A 16,868-nucleotide genomic window follows, 5' to 3' on the forward strand; every position below is an offset into this window, starting at 1 on the left:
CGGCATCCTTGTCGAGGTCGGTGACCAGCACCGCCGCGCCCGCCTCGGCCAGCGCGGTCGCCACCGCCGAGCCGATGCCGCCAGCGGCGCCGGTGACCAGCGCCGCGCGGCCGGTCAGATCGAAGTAGCCGCCCATCAGTAACTCTTGGGCAGGCCGAGCACATTCGCCCCCAGGAAGTTCAGGATCATCTCCTGGCTCACCGGGGCGATCTTCATCAGCCGCGACTCGCGGAAGTAACGCGAGATGTTGTACTCCTCCGAATACCCCATACCGCCGTGTGTCTGCAGGGCGCGGTCGGCGGCGTCGAATCCCGCGTCGGCGCAGAGGTACTTGGCCATGTTGGCCTCGCGGCCGCACGGCTTGCCGTTGTCGTAGAGCCAGGTCGACTTGCGCAGGATCAACTCCGCCGCGTCGAGGCGGGCCAGCGAATCGGCCAGCGGGAACTGGATCCCTTGGTTCATGCCGATCTGCCGGCCGAACACCACCCGGTCGTTGGCGTAGCGCACCGCGCGGTCCAGCGCGACGCGCCCGATGCCGAGCGCCTCGGCGGCGATCAGCATCCGCTCCGGGTTGAGCCCGTGCAGGATGTACTGGAAGCCCTTGCCCTCGTCGCCGATTCGGTCCTCGACCGGCACGCGCAGGTCGTCGATGAACAACTCGTTGGAGCTGACGGCGTTGCGGCCCATCTTCTTGATCGGCCGGATGTCGACGTGGTCGCGGTCGAGGTCGGTGAGGAACAGCGACAGGCCGTCGGTCTTCTTCGTGACGTCGTCGTAGGGCGTGGTGCGAGCGAGCAGCAGGATCTTCTCCGACTCGAGCGCCTTGGAGATCCACACCTTGCGGCCGTTGACGATGTAGTGGTCGCCGTCTCGCTTGGCGAACGTGGTGATGCGCGACGTGTCCAGTCCCGCACCCGGTTCGGTGACGCCGAAGCAGACGTGCAGCGACCCGTCGACGATCCGGGGCAGCGTGGCCGCCTTCATCTCCTCGGAGCCGAACACCACCACCGGCTGCATGCCGAAGATCGACAGGTGAATCGCGCTGGCGGCGTTCATCGCACCACCGGACCGGGCCACCTCCTCGGCCAGGATGGTCGCCTCGGTGATGCCGAGGCCGTGCCCGCCGTACTGCTCGGGGATGGTCATCCCCAGCCAGCCGCCACTGGCGATGGCGTCGTAGAACTCGCGCGGGAACTCGTGCGCGAGGTCCTTCTCCATCCAGTAGGTGTCATCGAACTTCGAGGCCAGTTCCCGCACCGACTTGCGGATCAGTTCCTGGTCCTCGGTGAGCTCGAAGCTCATTCCGCCCGACACTGCAATCTCCGTCCTCGTCATCGAAATCTCTGCCCGGCGTCGCCGGATCGTGGAGCCGCGCCGGTGCTCTCAGTCCCTGGCGCCGCTGACGGCCTTCGCATTGGCCGCGAAGTCGGCGAAGTTGGCGCCCGTCTTCTCCTTCTTCGACAGCGCCTGGATCGACACGTCGTGGCCCTCGGCGGCCTTGCGCAGCGCCCCGACCGTCGCCTGCTCCTTCGGGACGTGCTTGAAGGGTTCGAAGTGGTACCAGCGCATGGCGTTCTCGTGGGTGATCTTGTTGATCTCGTCGTCGGGCACGTCGTATTTGTCGAACACCTTGCCGAGCTCTTCGGGCGCACCGGGCCACATCGAGTCGCTGTGCGGGTAGTCCATCTCCCAGCAGATGTTGTCGATGCCGATCTCGTGGCGGTTCTTCACCCCGACCGGGTCGGAGATGAAACACGTCAGGAAGTGCTCGCGGAACACCTCCGAGGGCAGCTTGCCGCCGAAGTCCTGATGGGTCCACGTCGAGTGCATGTCATAGGTGCGGTCCACCCGGTCCAGGAAGTACGGGATCCACCCGGTGCCACCCTCGCTCAGCGCGATCCTCAGGTCCGGATACTCCTTGATCGGCTTGGACCACAACAGATCCGCCGCGGCCTGCACGATGTTCATCGGCTGCAGCGTGATCATCACGTCCATCGGCGCGTCCGGCGCGGTGATCGCCAGCTTTCCCGACGAACCGATGTGGACGTTCATGATGGTCTCGGTCTCGACCAGCGCCTCCCACAACGGCTTCCAGTGCTCGAGGTCGTGGAAGGAGGGATAACCCAGAGTCGAGGGGTTCTCGGTGAACGTCAGCGAGTGCACGCCCTTCTTCGACACCCGGCGCACCTCGTCGGCGCACAGCTGCGGGTCCCAGATCGCCGGGATCGCCATCGGGATGAACCGGCCCGGGTTGGACCCGCACCACTCGTCGATGTGCCAGTCGTTGTAGGCCTGCACCAGCGCCAGCGAGAACTCCGCATCCTCGGTGGCGAACAGCCGCGCCGCGAAGCCGGGGAACGACGGGAAGTTCATGGTGGCCAGCACGCCGCCGGCATTCATGTCCTTCACCCGCTCGTTCGGGTCCCAGCAGCCCTTGCGGATCTCGTCGAGGCCCTGGGGTTCCAGGCCGTACTCCTCTTTGGGCCGGCCCGCGACCGCGTTGAGCGCGACGTTCGGGATCACCGTGTCGCGGAACTGCCAGGTGTCCGAGCCGTCCGGGTTGTGCACCAGTCGCGGCGCCTCGTCCCGGTACTTCGCGGGCAGATGGTTCTTGAACATGTCCGGCGGCTCGATGATGTGATCGTCCACGCTGATCAGGATCATGTCGTCGTAGTTCATCGCGGTTCCTTCCGATACCGGCCGCGCGGGCCGGTGACGTGTTGCCCGACTGTGTTCTCCTACTGAGAAAACTAGCTTCTCGCCCGGCGAGAATCAACGTAGACCATGATCGACCACAGGTTTCACCGGCGGCTGCGCCGCTGGTCACACGTCTGCTATTGACCATCGGGGCGAAAGATGGAAACCTCTTAGTCAGAAATGAGAACCGGATTCTCCTAAGTGAGAGTCGCTCGCTGGTCGCATACGAAGGGAGAGACCGTGCGCCTGGCCCCGTTGCCGGCAGAACAATGGGACGACGAGGTCGTCGGATCGCTGCGCGGCTTCCTCCCGCGCGCACGCCAGAACCCCGATGGGGCAGGCAACGCGATGTCGACCATGGTCCACCACCCCGCGCTGACCAAGGCGTTCATGCCGCTGAACCTGCACCTGCTGTTCAGCTCCACGCTGGACCCGCGGCTGCGCGAACTCGCGATCCTGCGGGTGGCGCACCGGCGCGAATCCCCGTACGAGTGGGCGCACCACACGTCGATGGCCAAGATGCTCGGCGTCACCGACGACGAGATCGAGTCGGTGCGTCGCGGTGAAGCCGCCGACGACTTCGAGCGGCTCGTGCTCGCCGCGGTCGACGAGCTCGACGACAACAACGGACTGACCGACGAGACCTGGACCGCCCTCGGTGAGCGTCTCGACGAGCGGCAGCGCATGGATCTGATCTTCACCGTCGGCACCTACAACATGCTGGCCATGGCCTTCAACACATTCGGCGTCCAGCTCGACAAGCAGGAGAGGTAACACACTGATGGCGTTCTTCCAGAAACCGGCCGCAGGCAGCTGGACCGAGAACTGGCCCGAACTCGGCACCGCCCCGGTCAACTACGAGGACTCGATCGATCCGGAGCACTGGCTGCTCGAGCAGCAGGCCATCTTCAAGAAGACCTGGCTCAAGATCGGTCGCGTCGAGCAGTTGCCGAAGAAGGGCAGCTACTTCACCCGTGAGCTGCCGTCGGTGGGCCCCGGTACCTCGGTGATCATCGTCAAGGACAAAGAGGAGGTCGTCCGCGCCTTCCACAACCTGTGCCGGCACCGCGGAAACAAGCTGGTGTGGAGCGACTTCCCCGGCGAAGAGGTGTCCGGCGTCTGCAGGCAGTTCACCTGCAAGTACCACGCCTGGCGCTACGCGCTCAACGGCGACCTCACCTTCGTGCAGCAGGAGGGCGAGTTCTTCGACCTGGACAAGTCCGACTACGGCCTGGTGCCGGTCCGCTGCGAGGTGTGGGAGGGCTTCATCTTCGTCAACTACGACGACGACGCCGCGCCGCTGCGGGAGTACCTCGGCGAGTTCGCCGAAGGGCTCGAGGGTTACCCGTTCCACGAGATGACCGAGCACTACAGCTACCGCTCGGAGATCAACGCGAACTGGAAGCTGTTCATCGACGCGTTCACCGAGTTCTACCACGCGCCGATCCTGCACATGAAGCAGGCGGAGAAGGAGGAGGCCGAGAAGCTGGCCAAGTTCGGCTTCGAGGCGCTGGCCTACGACATCAAGGGTGACCACTCGATGGTGTCGTCGTGGGGCGGCATGTCGCCGCCGAAGGATCTCAGCATGGTCAAGCCGATCGAGCGGATCCTGCACAGTGGTCTGTTCGGGCCGTGGGATCGTCCCGACATCAAGGGCATCCTGCCCGAGGAGCTGCCACCGGCCATCAACCCCGGACGGCACAAGTCCTGGGGCACCGACTCGTTCGAGTTCTTCCCGAACTTCACCCTGCTGTTCTGGGCGCCGGGCTGGTATCTCACCTACAACTACTGGCCCACCGCGGTGGACAAGCACATCTTCGAGGCCGACCTCTACTTCGTGCCGCCGAAGAACCTCCGCGAGCGGCTCTCCCAGGAACTGGCCGCGGTGACGTTCAAGGAGTACGCATTCCAGGACGCCAACACCCTCGAGGCCACCCAGACGCAGATCGGCACCCGGGTGGTGACGGACTTCCCCCTGTGCGACCAGGAGATCCTGCTTCGGCACCTGCACATGACGGCTCACCAGTACGTTGACAGGTACAAGGAGTCGCTGGCGAAGGGCAACGGTTCCCCGAACGGGAAGCATGCCGCCACCACGTCGGAAGACTCAGCGAAGGATTCAGTGAATGTCTAAGTTGCCCGAGGAGTTCGCCGATCTCGAGCGGTTCGCCGACTGGTGCCTGCCCACCGAGGAGGAGCGGTACGCGAAGCGGCTGAACTCGACGATGGCCGAGATGCAGGAGCTGTACGACGCGGGCATGGCCCGCCTCGAGGACATCATGGTCTACGTCGACGCCCGCTTCCCGCTCGCGGGGATGCCCGAGGACGCCAAAGCGCTGGTGCACCTTGGTCAGTCGATCGTCATGGTGAGTTTCCCGATCGAGGTGTGGAAGCAGCCGCGCGTGCTCGACAGCGGCGCGGCCTACATCAAGCTCATCAAGGAGCCGGTGGTCTAGTCGTGCTGACCCTCAGAGCGGCGGGTCTGGTCGACGTCGACACCGGTGAGGTCATCCGGCCGGGGATCGTCAGGATCGAGGACGACACGATCGTCGGAGTCGGGGGCGATCCCGAAGGCGAGATCATCGATCTCGGCGACTCGATCCTGTTGCCGGGCCTGATGGACATGGAGGTCAACCTGCTCATGGGGGGCCGGGGCGAGAACCCGGGCTTGTCCCAGGTGCAGGACGATCCCGCGACGCGCGTGTTGCGCTCCGTGGGCAACGCCCGCCGTACCCTGCGCGCGGGCTTCACCACGGTGCGTAACCTCGGGCTGTTCGTGAAGACCGGTGGCTATCTTCTGGATGTCGCGCTGAGCAAGGCCATCGACGCGGGGTGGATCGACGGTCCGAGGGTCATCCCGGCCGGGCACGCCATCACCCCCACCGGCGGGCACCTGGACCCGACGATGTTCGCCGCGTTCATGCCCGGCGCCCTCGAGCTCACCGTCGAGGAGGGCATCGCCAACGGCGTCGACGAGATCCGCAAGGCGGTCCGCTACCAGATCAAGCACGGCGCACAGCTGATCAAGGTCTGCGTCTCGGGCGGCGTCATGTCGTTGACGGGAGAGGCCGGCGCACAGCACTATTCGGACGAGGAGCTGCGGGCCATCGTCGACGAGGCGCACCGGCGCGGGTTGCGGGTCGCGGCCCACACGCACGGCGCCGAGGCGGTGAAGCACGCGGTGGCGTGCGGCATCGACTGCATCGAGCACGGCTTCCTGATGGACGACGAGGCGATCCAGATGCTGGTCGACAACGACCGGTTCCTGGTCACCACCCGGCGTCTGGCCGAGGCGATGGACGTCTCACGCGCTCCGAAGGAGTTGCAGGACAAGGCCGCAGAGATGTTCCCGAAGGCGCGGACGTCGATCAAGGCGGCCTACGAGGCCGGTGTGAAGATCGCCGTCGGCACCGACGCACCGGCGATCCCGCACGGCCGCAACGCCGACGAACTGGTCACCCTCGTCGACTGGGGGATGCCGCCCGCGGCGGTGCTCAAGGCCGCGACGGTGGTGGCCGCCGAACTGATCAACTCGACGAGGCTCGGCCGGATCGCCGAAGGCTATCTGGCCGACATCATCGCGGTGCCGGGTGACCCGATCGCCGACATCACCGTTACACGACATGTCAACTTCGTAATGAAGGGCGGTAAGGTCTTCAAGAATGACAGCGCCAACTGACGGCAAGCGGATATCCGATCTTGTCGAGATCCAACAGGTACTGGCCAAGTACGCCGTCACCATCACCCAGGGCGACATCGACGGGCTGGTCAGCGTGTTCACGCCGGACGGCACCTACAGCGCGTTCGGTGACACGTACACACTCGACCGGTTCCCCGTCCTCGTCGATGCGGCCCCCAAGGGGCTCTTCATGACTGGTACCGCCCTGGTCGACCTCGTCGACGGTGCGGACACCGCGAGCGGCACCCAGCCGCTGTGCTTCATCGAGCATTCCAAGCACGACATGCGCATCGGCTACTACAACGACACCTACGTCCGCACCGACGGCGGCTGGCGGATCAAGACGCGTGCCATGACCTTCATCCGACGCAACGGCGACCACGACCACGGCCGGCCGCATGCGATCGGCAGGCCGAGCGCGTGACGGATCTGTTCGAGCCGGCGACGTTCCGCACCGCCCTGCGGACCTGGCTGGACGACAACCCCGACCTGGCGCCGTCCGGCGACCACTCCCTGCAGGGACATGTCCGTCAGTTCGCGCGGGTCCAGCACGCGCTCTACGACGCGGGCTGGAGCCGCTACGGCTGGCCCGAGCACGCCGGCGGACTCGGCGGTCCGGCGATGCTGCGCGCCATCGTCGGCGAGGAGGTGGTGGGCCGGCGGCTGGCCGAGCCGGGGCCCTACTCCATGCTCGAGGTGCTGGCGCCGACGATGATCGACTACGCCCCCGCCGAACTGGCCGCCGAGATGGTGCCGAAACTGCTCAGCGGCGAAGAGCAGTGGTGCCAGGGGTTCTCCGAGCCCGGCTCGGGCAGTGACCTGGCGTCGCTGACCACCCGCGCGGCGCTCGATCCGGAGTCCGACCGCTACATCGTCAACGGCCAGAAGGTGTGGACCAGCTTCGCCCAGTACTCACACCGGTGCGTGCTGCTCACCCGTACCGGTGACGCGGACACGCCCAACCACGAGGCGATCACCGCCTTCTTCGTCGACCTCGACACCCCCGGCATCACCGTCCGGCCGTTGCGGACCATGCACGGTGTCGACGAGTTCTGCGAGGTGTACTTCGACGACGTCGCGATCGATGCGAACCGGATGCTGGGCAAGCCCGGTGACGGCTGGCGGCTGGCGATGGACCTGCTGCCCTACGAACGGTCGACGTGCTTCTGGCAGCGGATCGCCTACCTGTACTCGCGATTCGACGCGCTGATCAACGAGGTCAAGAACCTCGGCCAGGTCACCGACTCCGATCTGGGCGAGGCGTACCTGGCCCTGCACACCCTGCGTTGCCGGTCACGTGCCACCCAGTACCGGCTCGCCGACGGCGACAAGCTCGGCCCGGAGACCTCGATCGACAAGGTGCTGCTGGCCGGCGCCGAACAACGGCTCTACGACACCGCGCGCGAATTGCTGCCCGGCGTCATCGAACTCGAGGACACCGAGTGGCGCACCGAGTACCTGTACTCGCGTGCGGCCACCATCTACGGCGGCACCGCTGAGGTTCAGCGCAACATCATCGCCCGCCGCCTGCTCGACCTGGGGAAGGAATGACGATGACCCCGCCATCCGACACAGAGACGGACATCGACCTCGGCCTGCTCGAGGACGGACTGCGCAAGTCGATGTTGTCGCGCTCCGGCGCCGACCTCGACGCCGCGCTGGCCGAACTGGGCTGGGCGGAGATGCTCGCCGACCTGCCCGACGTGGCGATCCCACTGGTGTTCCGGCTGCTGGGTGAAACCGGTTCGCACGCATCGATCCTCAACGATGTGCTGCTGGAGACCATCGGCGGCCTTCCCGGCGGCACCCCGCCGCTGCCCTACGCCGGCGGCGCATGGGTGATCTGGGAGCGCGGCGAGGCGAGCGCCAACGAGACGCTTGGCGGGCTGCCGCTGCGCGTGATCCCCGACGGCGAGACGATGCGGCTGGGCGAGGCCCGTAAGGCGGTCGGCTGGTGGCTGTGCGGCACGGCGCGGGCGATGCTCGCGTTGGCCCGGCAACATGCGCTGGACCGGAAGCAGTTCGGTCGGCCGATCGCGGGCTTCCAGGCCGTGCGGCACCGGCTGGCCGAGACGCTGGTGGCCATCGAGGGCGCCGAGGCGACACTGGGCCTGCACGGCAATGAGAGTCCCGACCTGACCGCGATGCTGGCCAAGGCCGCAGCAGGGCGGGCCGCGCTGACCGCGGCCCGGCACTGCCAGCAGGTGCTCGCCGGTATCGGCTTCACCGAGGAGCACGATCTGCACCACCACGTGAAGCGCGCGCTGGTGCTCGACGGCCTGCTCGGCAACTCGAAGGAACTCACGCGCAAGGCCGGCGCGGGACTGCGGGCCCGCGGCTCGGCGCCGCGGCTCGCGCAGCTCTAGTCCTGCGCTACTTCACGTTCGACTTCATGTCGTCGAGGTTCACCAGCACCGGCCACCCGCTGACACTCAGCGCATTGCCGTGGCCGGTCTGGTGGATGTCGAACACCGACTGGATGGCGGCGTAGAAGCCCTGCACGTCGAGGGTCTGATTGACCGCGCGCTTGGCCTGACGCAGCGCGAAGGGCGGCATCGTGGCGATCTGCTCGGCCAGCGCCCTGGTCTCCGTGTCGAGGTCCGCCCGCGGCACCACCCGGTTGACCATGCCGGTCTTCTCGGCCTCCTCGGCGGTCAGCGGCCGGCCGGTGAACAGGATCTCCTTGGCCTTGCGCGGGCCGAGTTCCCAGGTGTGGCCGTGGTATTCGACGCCGCCGATTCCCATCAGCGCCACCGGGTCGGAGAACAGTGCGTCGTCGGCGGCCACGATCAGGTCGCACGGCCAGCACAGCATCAGCCCCCCGGAGATGCAGCGGCCCTGGACGGCGGCGATCGACGGCTTGGTCGTGTTGCGCCACTTGAGGGTGTACTCCAGGTAGCGCTTGTGCTCGTGCTGGATCAGGAACTCCAGCGTGATCTTGTCGGGCACCGGGCCGCCACCGCGCAGGTCGTGACCGGCGGAGAAGTGTTTCCCGTTCGCGCGCAACACGATCACCACGACCTCGGGGTCCTCGGCGGCCTTCGTCCATGCGGCGTCGAGTTCGTCGAGCAGTTCCGGGTTCTGGGCGTTGGCCGCCTCCGGCCGGTTGAGCGTGATGGTGGCGATCTTGTCGGCGACGTCGTAGTCGATGTACACGGTGGCGTCCTCTGTTCTGGTGGTCGATCAGGTCCGGGGCAGGCCGAGCGCCCGCTGGGCGATGATGTTGCGCTGGATCTCGGAGGTGCCGCCGGCGATGGTGCCGGCGAAGCTTCGGGTGTACCGCTCGAACCACCCGCACGAGTGGCCCTCGATGTTCAGCGGCGTGTACGGGCCGATGGTGGTCGGATGCGCCAGGCCGTCGGCGCCCGCGGCGGCCAGCGCGTACTCGGTCGCCGACTGGTTGGCTTCCGATCCGAGCAACTTGAGCACCGACAGCGCGGCCGGGTCCTCGTCGCCGCGCGCGGCGCGGGCGAGTGCGATGGAGCCCAACAGGCGCAGCGCCTCGGTGTCCATCGCCAGCGTCGCGTATCGGTCGCGGTCGAGTGTGGTGCTCGGCCGGAAGTCGTCGACGAGGTCGGTCAAGCGGTCGGCGTAGCTCAGCCACAGCATGTTCCGCTCGTGGCCGAGCGAACCGTTGGCCACCCGCCAGCCGTCGTTCTCCGGTCCGATCAAGTTGGCGGCGGGCACCCGGACGTCGTTGAAGAAGACCTCGTTGAAGTCGAGGTCGTCACGGTCGCACACGGATGCGAACGGCCTGCAGACCACACCGGGCAGGTCGGTCGGGATCATCAGCACGCTGATCCCCCGGTGCTTCGTCGCGTCCGGGTCGGTGCGGACGAACGTGAGCACCATGTCGGCGTCGTGGGCGCCCGACGTCCACACCTTCTGTCCGTTGACGACGTACACCGCGTCGTCGCCGCTGCCCTCCCGTACCGCCCGGGTGCGCAGCGATGCGAGGTCGGAGCCCGCGCCCGGCTCGCTCATGCCGAGCGCAGCGGTCTTCTCCGCCTTGAGGATCGGCACCGCCCACTGCTGCTGTTGCTCGGGCGTCCCGAACGAGATCAGCGATGCCGCGATGATGCCGACGCCCTGCGGGTTGAAACTCAGGTAGATCCGCCGCCGGGACAGCTCGAGCTGATGGACGTACTGCTGCAGCAGGGTGGCGTTGCGGCCGCCGAACTCCGGTGAGTGTCCGGGCAGCAACCAGCCGTGGTCGAACAGCTTGCGCTGCCACCTCCGCGCCCAATCGGGGATGTGCGCGGTGGACCGGGGCCGCTCGACCGCGTCGGCGTGCGGTGGGAGGTGTTCGTCCAGAAAGGCGGCGAATTCCGCCCGGAAAGCCTCGACATCGGCGTCAAATGACAGCTGCACGGCACTCCCGGGGCGCTCGCAAACGTGGAAAGCCTTCTCTAATCTTCAGAATGAGAATACTATTCTCATCGTGAGAAAGTTACAATCTCAGGCACGTCGGTCGCGAGGGGGTCCAGGACCACAATGCCAAGGCGTTCTCCGGTACAGTTCATCCATGTTCTCCCCAGTCGGCAAGCGTCTGAGCAGCCGGTGAGCACCCCCAGCGAAGAGCCGGCCTGGAAGCAGCGCGCGGTCGAGCGGTCCATCAAGACCGCCAAGCTGCGCGCCGCACAGCGGGTCCAGCGCTTCCTGGATGCGGCCCAGGCGATCATCATCGAAAAGGGCAGTACCGACTTCACCGTCCAAGAGGTCGTCGACCGTTCACGGCAGTCGCTGCGCAGTTTCTATCTGCAGTTCGACGGCAAACACGAGCTGCTGCTGGCGCTCTTCGAAGACGCGTTGAGCCGGTCGGCCGAGCAGATCCGCGCCGCGACGGCCAGCCACTCCGACCCGATCGAGCGCCTGAAGGTGGCCATTCAGCTGCTGTTCGAGTCGTCGCGACCCGATCCCACCGCCAAGCGGCCGCTGTTCACCGACTTCGCACCCCGGTTGCTGGTGTCCCACCCGGCCGAGGTCAAGATCGCGCACGCGCCCTTGCTCGCGCTGCTCACCGAGCTGATGGAAGACGCCAGTGAGGCGGGCCGGCTGCGGGAGGGGATCAACCCCAAGCGGATGGCGGCGATGACGATGCAGACCGTCATGTTCGTCGCCCAGTCCAGTGGCGGAAACGATGATGCCACCATCCACCCCATCGGTGCCGAAGAGGTGTGGGACTTCTGCTCCCACGGGTTCGCCGCCAGCTAGCGGAGAACCGAGTTCTCGGCTGCCGAGAGGGCATTCACATCGCGGACACGCCCGTGGTCGCCAACCGTTGCCGAGAATGGGATTCTCGTAAGCGGAGAGTATAAATCGCGCGGAATGAGCGCCTCATTGACACAATTGGACACCGGTGACAGAGTGCCCGATGAGAAGTGCTGTGCAATCGCCCAACATGCCACTGCCGACATCAGACACCGCGGACGTGTTCGACCGTCGGCGCCACATACACACCACGAAGTCCCCTGTGAAGAATCGAGGAATCAATGACCGGACGCGTAGAGGGCAAGGTCGCCTTCATCACCGGTGCCGCACGCGGGCAGGGTCGCGCGCATGCGGTGCGACTCGCCCAGGAGGGCGCGGACATCATCGCCGTCGACATCTGCAAGCAGATCGACAGTGTCCGGATCCCGCTGTCCACGCCCGAGGATCTGGCCGAGACCGCGGATCTGGTCAAGAACGCGGGCGCCCGCATCTACACGGCCGAGGCGGACACGCGTGACTACGACACGCTGAAGGCGGCCGTCGACGCCGGCGTCGAGGAGTTCGGTCGGCTCGACATCATCGTGGCCAACGCCGGCATCGGCAACGGCGGCGAGACGCTGGACAAGACCAGCGAGGGTGACTGGACGGACATGATCGACGTCAACCTCGGCGGCGTGTGGAAGACGGTCAAGGCCGGTGTCCCGCACATCCTCGCGGGCGAGCGCGGCGGGTCGATCATCCTCACCAGCTCGGTCGGCGGCCTGAAGGCCTACCCGCACACCGGTCACTACGTCGCCGCCAAGCACGGCGTCGTCGGCCTGATGCGCACCTTCGCGGTCGAACTGGGCGCCAAGAACATCCGCGTCAACTCGGTGCACCCGACTAACGTGAACACGCCGCTGTTCATGAACGAGGGCACGATGAAGCTGTTCCGCCCCGACCTGGAGAACCCGGGCCCCGACGACATGAAGGTGGTCGGCGAGTTCATGCACACGCTGCCCATCGGATGGGTCGAGCCCGAGGACATCGCCAACGCGGTGCTGTTCCTGGCCTCCGACGAGGCCCGCTACATCACCGGCGTCACGCTGCCGGTCGACGGCGGCAGCTGCCTCAAGTAGCTCGTCACGAATGCCCCGGGTGCGGACACCGTCCGCGCCCGGGCATTCGGCACTTCGGCCTAAACCCTCCGGCCGTCGGCGCCGGGATGGTTGCATGGTTTCCTGGGGCCGCGGGGAACCCCACTGCAGGAGCGCTGGGCGATCCGTGGGGCAGAAACGAGGTGGGGCGTGAAGCGGCTCAACGGCATGGACGCCATGCTGCTGTACAGCGAGACCCCGAACCTGCACACCCACACCATGAAGGTGGCGATCATCAACGCCGCCGAGTACGTGCCCGACCCGGCCGACGACGGCAATGCGGAATTCTCGTTCGATGTGTTCCGCCGCACCATCGCCCGCCGGCTGTACATGCTCGACCCGCTGCGCTACCGGCTGATCGACATCCCGTTCCGCCTGCACCATCCGATGTGGCTGGAGAACTGCCCGGTCGACCTCGACTACCACGTGCGCAGGGTGCGGGTCCCGGCGCCCGGCGGGCGGCGCGAACTCGACCGGGTGATCGGCGAGATCGCCGGCACCCCACTCGACCGCAGTCGTCCGCTGTGGGAGTTCTACTTCGCCGAGGACATGGCCGACGACCGGTACGCCCTGATCGGCAAGGTGCACCACACCCTGGCCGACGGGGTCGCCTCGGCGAATCTGCTGGCTCGCCTGATGGACCTCGCGGGCACGCCGCGCACGGAGCAGGACGAGTACGCCACCTGCGAGCTGCCGACGACGACCGAGCTGGTGCGGGAGGCCGCCCGCGACCACATGCACCAGATCTCGGAGATTCCGAGCCTGGTGCGCGACGCGGCCCGCGGCATCGCCCGGGTGCGGCGGCGTTCGCGCGAGAAGCACGACGACGCAGGGATGGCGAAGATGTTCGACACCCCGCCGACATTCCTCAACCACGTGGTGTCACCGGTGCGGACCTTCGCGACCGCCTCGGTGGCGCTGACGGAGGTGAAGGAGACCGCGAAGCACCTCGGGGTCACCTTCAACGACATCGTGCTGGCGATGGCCGCCGGTGGTCTGCGGGAACTGTTGCTGCGCTACGACGGTCGTGCCGACCGGCCGATCCTGGCCTCGGTACCGGTGAGCACCAACCGCTCCGCCGACCGGGTCACCGGCAACGAGATCAGCGGTCTGGCGGTGTCGCTGCCGGTGCACGTCGACGATCCGCTGGAACGGGTCCGGCTCACGTCGCAGGCGGCCCGCAGCGCCAAGGAGTTCAACGAGCTGCTCGGCCCGGGCCTGCAGGGCAGGATGATGGAATTCCTGCCCACCGCGGTCGCACCGGGCGCCTTCCGGTGGCAGTCCCAGCGCGCCGCGCACAACCGCATCATGAACGTCGCCGTGTCGAACGTGCCGGGACCCCGAGAACGCGGCCACATCGGCGGCGCCCCGGTGACCGAGATCTACTCCGTCGGCGTGCTGTCACCCGCCAGCGCGTTCAACATGACCGTGTGGAGCTATGTCGACCAGGTCGACATCTCGGTGCTGTCCGACGACCGGACATTCGACGACGTGCACGAGGCCACCGACGCGATGGTGCACGAACTGGCCGAGATCCGGCGCGCCGCAGGGCTGCCCGGACTCACCGAGGTCACCACCGCGATGAAGCCGGCTCCGGCGGCCGGCTAGTCGAGGTGCGCGCGCAGATCGTTGCGCAGCACCTTGCCGGTGCTGCCCCGCGGTAACTCGTCGAGCACGGCGATCTCGCGCGGCACCTTGTAGTTCGCCAGGTTCTCGCGGACGTGCTGTTTGAGGGTGTCCGGTGTGGTGGCGCCGCGGTCGGCATCGCCCGAGAGCACCACGAACGCCGCAAGGCGCTGGCCGTACTCGGCGTCGTCCACCCCGATCACCGCGGCCTCGGCCACGTCGGGGTGCTTGATCAGCGCCTTCTCCACCTCGATCGGGTACACGTTCTCGCCGCCCGAGACGATCATCTCGTCGTCGCGACCGACGACGAACAGCCTGCCCTCGTCGTCGAGATAGCCGAGATCGCCGGAGGCCATGAAGTCCTCGTGGAAGTCCTTGGTGGCCCCCGAGGTGTAGCCGTCGAACAGGGTTCCGCTGCGCACGTAGATCCCACCGGTCTCACCGGCGGGAAGCGGGCGGAACTCGGCGTCGAGGATGCGGATCTCGGTGCCCGGAGCCGGTTTTCCGGCGGTGTCGGGTGCGGCACGGAGGTCGGCCGGGGTGGCGGTGGCGATCATGCCTGCCTCGGTGGCGTTGTAGTTGTTGTAGATGACGTCACCGAACTGGTCCATGAACCGGATCACCACGTCGGGGTGCATCCGCGAACCCGACGCGGCCGCGAACCGTAGTGTCTTGCCGCTGTAGCGGTTCCGCACCTCGTCGGGCAGGTCCATGATCCGGTCGAACATCACCGGCACCACGATCAGCCCGGTCGCTCGGTGCTCGTCGATCAGGGCGAGCGTGGCCTCTGGGTCGAACTTCCGCCGGGTGACGATGGTGCACGCCATCAGCGCGGAGAAGAGCAGCTGCGAGAACCCCCAGGCGTGGAACATCGGTGCGGCGACGACCGTGGTCTCCTCGGCACGCCACGGTGTGCGGTCCAGGATCGCCTTCAGGTCCCCCGCGCCGCCGCCACCCTCGGCGCGCCGCGCTCCCTTCGGGGCGCCGGTGGTGCCGGACGTCAACAGGATCATCCGGCTCTTGCTGGTTGCCGGCTCGGGCCGCTTCCCGGCGTTCTCCTCGACGAGGCCCTCGACGGAGCGGATGCCGTCGCCGGCCGGCGCGTCGGTCCAGCCGAGGATCCGCACGGCGTCCGGCAGGGCGGCGAGTGCGGTGTCCACCACCGCCGTGAACTCCTCGTCGTAGATCACCACGTCGGCGCCTTCGCGCTCGACGACGTCGGCCAGCGCCGGACCGGCGAAGGAGGTGTTCAGTAGCAGGATGTCGGCGCCGATGCGGTTGGTGGCCACCAGTGCCTCGACGAATCCGCGGTGGTTGCGACACATGATGGCAACGGATTTCGGGGTGCCACCCGGCAGCCGCTGCAGGGCGACCGCGAGTGCATCGCACCGGTCGTCGAGTTCCCGCCAGGTCAGCGTGCCGATCTCGTCGATCAACCCGGCCCGGTCGGGGCAGCGCTCGGCAGCGGCGGCCACGCCCATGGTCGCGGTCAGTCCGACCCGTCGACCCGCCAACGCCATCCGCACGTAGCGGTCGGGCCGCATCGGTGCGATCAGCCGGGCACGCCAGAGGGTCTGCACGAATCCGAGGATGTCGGCCATCGTTCCTTCCTATCCGATCGGGAGCGCGAACCCCGCGGCCGGGATCAGCCCAGTATCGGGAAGCGGCGCTCGCGGGCCAATTCGTCCAGCGCGCTCTGCATGACCGACCGCACGTGCGCGTCGACCGCCTTGACGTCGGCGTCTTCGCCGAATTCCGCCACGACGTCGATCGGGTCGAGCACGCGGGCGACGACCTTGGCGGGCAGCGGCAGGTTGGGCGGGAAGATCGCGGAGAGTCCGAACGGGAACCCGAAGCTGACGGGCAGGATCTCCATCCGGAACTTCTTGAGTCCCAGCTTTCTGGCCAGCGAGTCGCCGCGGGCCAAGAACAGCTGCGTCTCCTGTCCACCGATCGACACCACGGGCACGATCGGCACGCCGGCGTCTATTGCCGTCCTGATGTAACCGGTGCGCCCGGCGAAATCGATCTTGTTCTCGAACGTCGGCCGGTAAGAGTCGTAGTCACCACCGGGGAAAACCAACACCACCGCGCCGTCGCGCAGTGCCTTGCCTGCGTTCTCGCGGCTGGCTCCGATGACCCCGAGGCGGCGCAGCAGGCTGCCGATGGGCGGCACGAAGACGCCGTCGTGGGCCAGCGTGTACACCGGCCGGTCGAATCCGAACTTGTCGTAGAAGGCCGGCGCGAAGATCAGCACGTCCGGCGTCAGCATGCCGCCGGAGTGGTTCGACACGACCAGCGCGCCACCGGTGCTCGGGATGCTGTCCAGCCCGCGCACCTCCGAGCGGAAATAGCGCCTGATGGCGGCGCCTGCCGTCTTCGCGATCGTCGCCGTGAATTCCGGGTCCCATTTCGCGACCTCCGGACGCTCCGCGGGTACCCAGTCCTGGTCGTCGCTCATCGCTCCCCCTGATGGCCGTTGATCAGCGATTACGTTACTCTCCCGAAAAGAGAACGAC

16 protein-coding genes are annotated in these 16,868 nt (G+C 67.1%); 10 read left to right on the forward strand and 6 right to left on the reverse strand.

The window, feature by feature from the left end:
* Nucleotides 1–135: 135 nt before the first annotated feature.
* The gene (locus H7I41_RS14320) at nt 136–1,302 is read right to left on the reverse strand and encodes an acyl-CoA dehydrogenase family protein (protein WP_264013260.1); all 1,167 of its coding nucleotides are present in this window, start codon (nt 1,300–1,302) and stop codon (nt 136–138) included.
* An 81-nt stretch (nt 1,303–1,383) separates the two neighbouring features.
* Nucleotides 1,384–2,679 carry an amidohydrolase family protein gene (locus H7I41_RS14325; protein WP_264013261.1) on the reverse strand — a complete coding sequence of 432 codons (1,296 nt, stop codon included), beginning with the start codon at nt 2,677–2,679 and terminating at the stop codon, nt 1,384–1,386.
* 258 nt (nt 2,680–2,937) lie between these two features.
* Between H7I41_RS14325 and H7I41_RS14330 the strand changes: the two genes are divergently transcribed.
* From H7I41_RS14330 to H7I41_RS14360, 7 genes are read left to right on the forward strand one after another with little or no spacing between them, the layout of a single operon-like run.
* Complete coding sequence (locus tag H7I41_RS14330; protein WP_264013262.1) at nt 2,938–3,471, forward strand: carboxymuconolactone decarboxylase family protein; 534 nt, start codon at nt 2,938–2,940, stop codon at nt 3,469–3,471.
* A gap of 7 nt (nt 3,472–3,478) precedes the next feature.
* Nucleotides 3,479–4,831: an aromatic ring-hydroxylating oxygenase subunit alpha gene (locus tag H7I41_RS14335; RefSeq protein ID WP_264013263.1), complete on the forward strand. Its 1,353-nt coding sequence runs from the start codon at nt 3,479–3,481 to the stop codon at nt 4,829–4,831.
* On the forward strand, nt 4,824–5,153 hold the full coding sequence (locus H7I41_RS14340) for a hypothetical protein (RefSeq protein WP_264013264.1): 330 nt from the start codon (nt 4,824–4,826) through the stop codon (nt 5,151–5,153). The genes H7I41_RS14335 and H7I41_RS14340 overlap by 8 nt, the downstream gene beginning before the upstream one ends.
* Before the next feature lie 2 nt (nt 5,154–5,155).
* On the forward strand, nt 5,156–6,376 hold the full coding sequence (locus tag H7I41_RS14345) for a metal-dependent hydrolase family protein (RefSeq protein WP_264013265.1): 1,221 nt from the start codon (nt 5,156–5,158) through the stop codon (nt 6,374–6,376).
* Nucleotides 6,360–6,800 carry a nuclear transport factor 2 family protein gene (locus H7I41_RS14350; protein WP_264013266.1) on the forward strand — a complete coding sequence of 147 codons (441 nt, stop codon included), beginning with the start codon at nt 6,360–6,362 and terminating at the stop codon, nt 6,798–6,800. The genes H7I41_RS14345 and H7I41_RS14350 overlap by 17 nt, the downstream gene beginning before the upstream one ends.
* Nucleotides 6,797–7,927: an acyl-CoA dehydrogenase family protein gene (locus H7I41_RS14355; protein WP_264013267.1), complete on the forward strand. Its 1,131-nt coding sequence runs from the start codon at nt 6,797–6,799 to the stop codon at nt 7,925–7,927. Before H7I41_RS14350 ends, H7I41_RS14355 begins: the two co-directional genes overlap by 4 nt.
* Nucleotides 7,928–7,929: 2 nt before the next feature.
* Entirely contained in the window at nt 7,930–8,742 is an 813-nt protein-coding gene (locus H7I41_RS14360; RefSeq protein WP_264013268.1) for an acyl-CoA dehydrogenase family protein, read from the forward strand.
* A gap of 7 nt (nt 8,743–8,749) precedes the next feature.
* Here H7I41_RS14360 and H7I41_RS14365 read toward each other — a convergent pair whose 3' ends face one another.
* Complete coding sequence (locus tag H7I41_RS14365; RefSeq protein ID WP_264013269.1) at nt 8,750–9,532, reverse strand: enoyl-CoA hydratase; 783 nt, start codon at nt 9,530–9,532, stop codon at nt 8,750–8,752.
* Nucleotides 9,533–9,559: 27 nt separating this feature from the next.
* Nucleotides 9,560–10,747 (reverse strand): acyl-CoA dehydrogenase family protein, encoded by a 1,188-nt coding sequence (locus H7I41_RS14370; RefSeq protein WP_264013270.1) that lies wholly within the window; start codon nt 10,745–10,747, stop codon nt 9,560–9,562.
* Nucleotides 10,748–10,936: 189 nt separating this feature from the next.
* Between H7I41_RS14370 and H7I41_RS14375 the strand changes: the two genes are divergently transcribed.
* The 3 genes from H7I41_RS14375 to H7I41_RS14385 all read left to right on the forward strand — a co-directional run bounded on the left by H7I41_RS14375 (nt 10,937) and on the right by H7I41_RS14385 (nt 14,331).
* Entirely contained in the window at nt 10,937–11,590 is a 654-nt protein-coding gene (locus H7I41_RS14375) for a TetR/AcrR family transcriptional regulator (RefSeq protein ID WP_264013271.1), read from the forward strand.
* Nucleotides 11,591–11,868: 278 nt separating this feature from the next.
* Complete coding sequence (locus tag H7I41_RS14380; protein ID WP_264013272.1) at nt 11,869–12,705, forward strand: mycofactocin-coupled SDR family oxidoreductase; 837 nt, start codon at nt 11,869–11,871, stop codon at nt 12,703–12,705.
* 168 nt (nt 12,706–12,873) lie between these two features.
* The gene (locus H7I41_RS14385; protein ID WP_264013273.1) at nt 12,874–14,331 is read left to right on the forward strand and encodes a WS/DGAT/MGAT family O-acyltransferase; all 1,458 of its coding nucleotides are present in this window, start codon (nt 12,874–12,876) and stop codon (nt 14,329–14,331) included.
* Here the strand turns inward: H7I41_RS14385 and fadD12 are convergent.
* Together fadD12 and H7I41_RS14395 are read right to left on the reverse strand one after the other, a co-directional pair.
* A complete protein-coding gene (gene fadD12, locus H7I41_RS14390) occupies nt 14,328–15,950 on the reverse strand; it encodes an acyl-CoA ligase FadD12 (protein ID WP_264013274.1) in 1,623 nt (540 codons plus the stop codon). The two genes, H7I41_RS14385 and fadD12, sit on opposite strands and share 4 nt — an antisense overlap.
* 44 nt (nt 15,951–15,994) lie before the next feature.
* Nucleotides 15,995–16,810 carry a lysophospholipid acyltransferase family protein gene (locus H7I41_RS14395; RefSeq protein WP_264013275.1) on the reverse strand — a complete coding sequence of 272 codons (816 nt, stop codon included), beginning with the start codon at nt 16,808–16,810 and terminating at the stop codon, nt 15,995–15,997.
* Nucleotides 16,811–16,868 lie beyond the last annotated feature (58 nt).

Source organism: [Mycobacterium] manitobense (assembly GCF_025821665.1).
GTDB lineage: Bacteria > Actinomycetota > Actinomycetes > Mycobacteriales > Mycobacteriaceae > Mycobacterium > Mycobacterium arseniciresistens.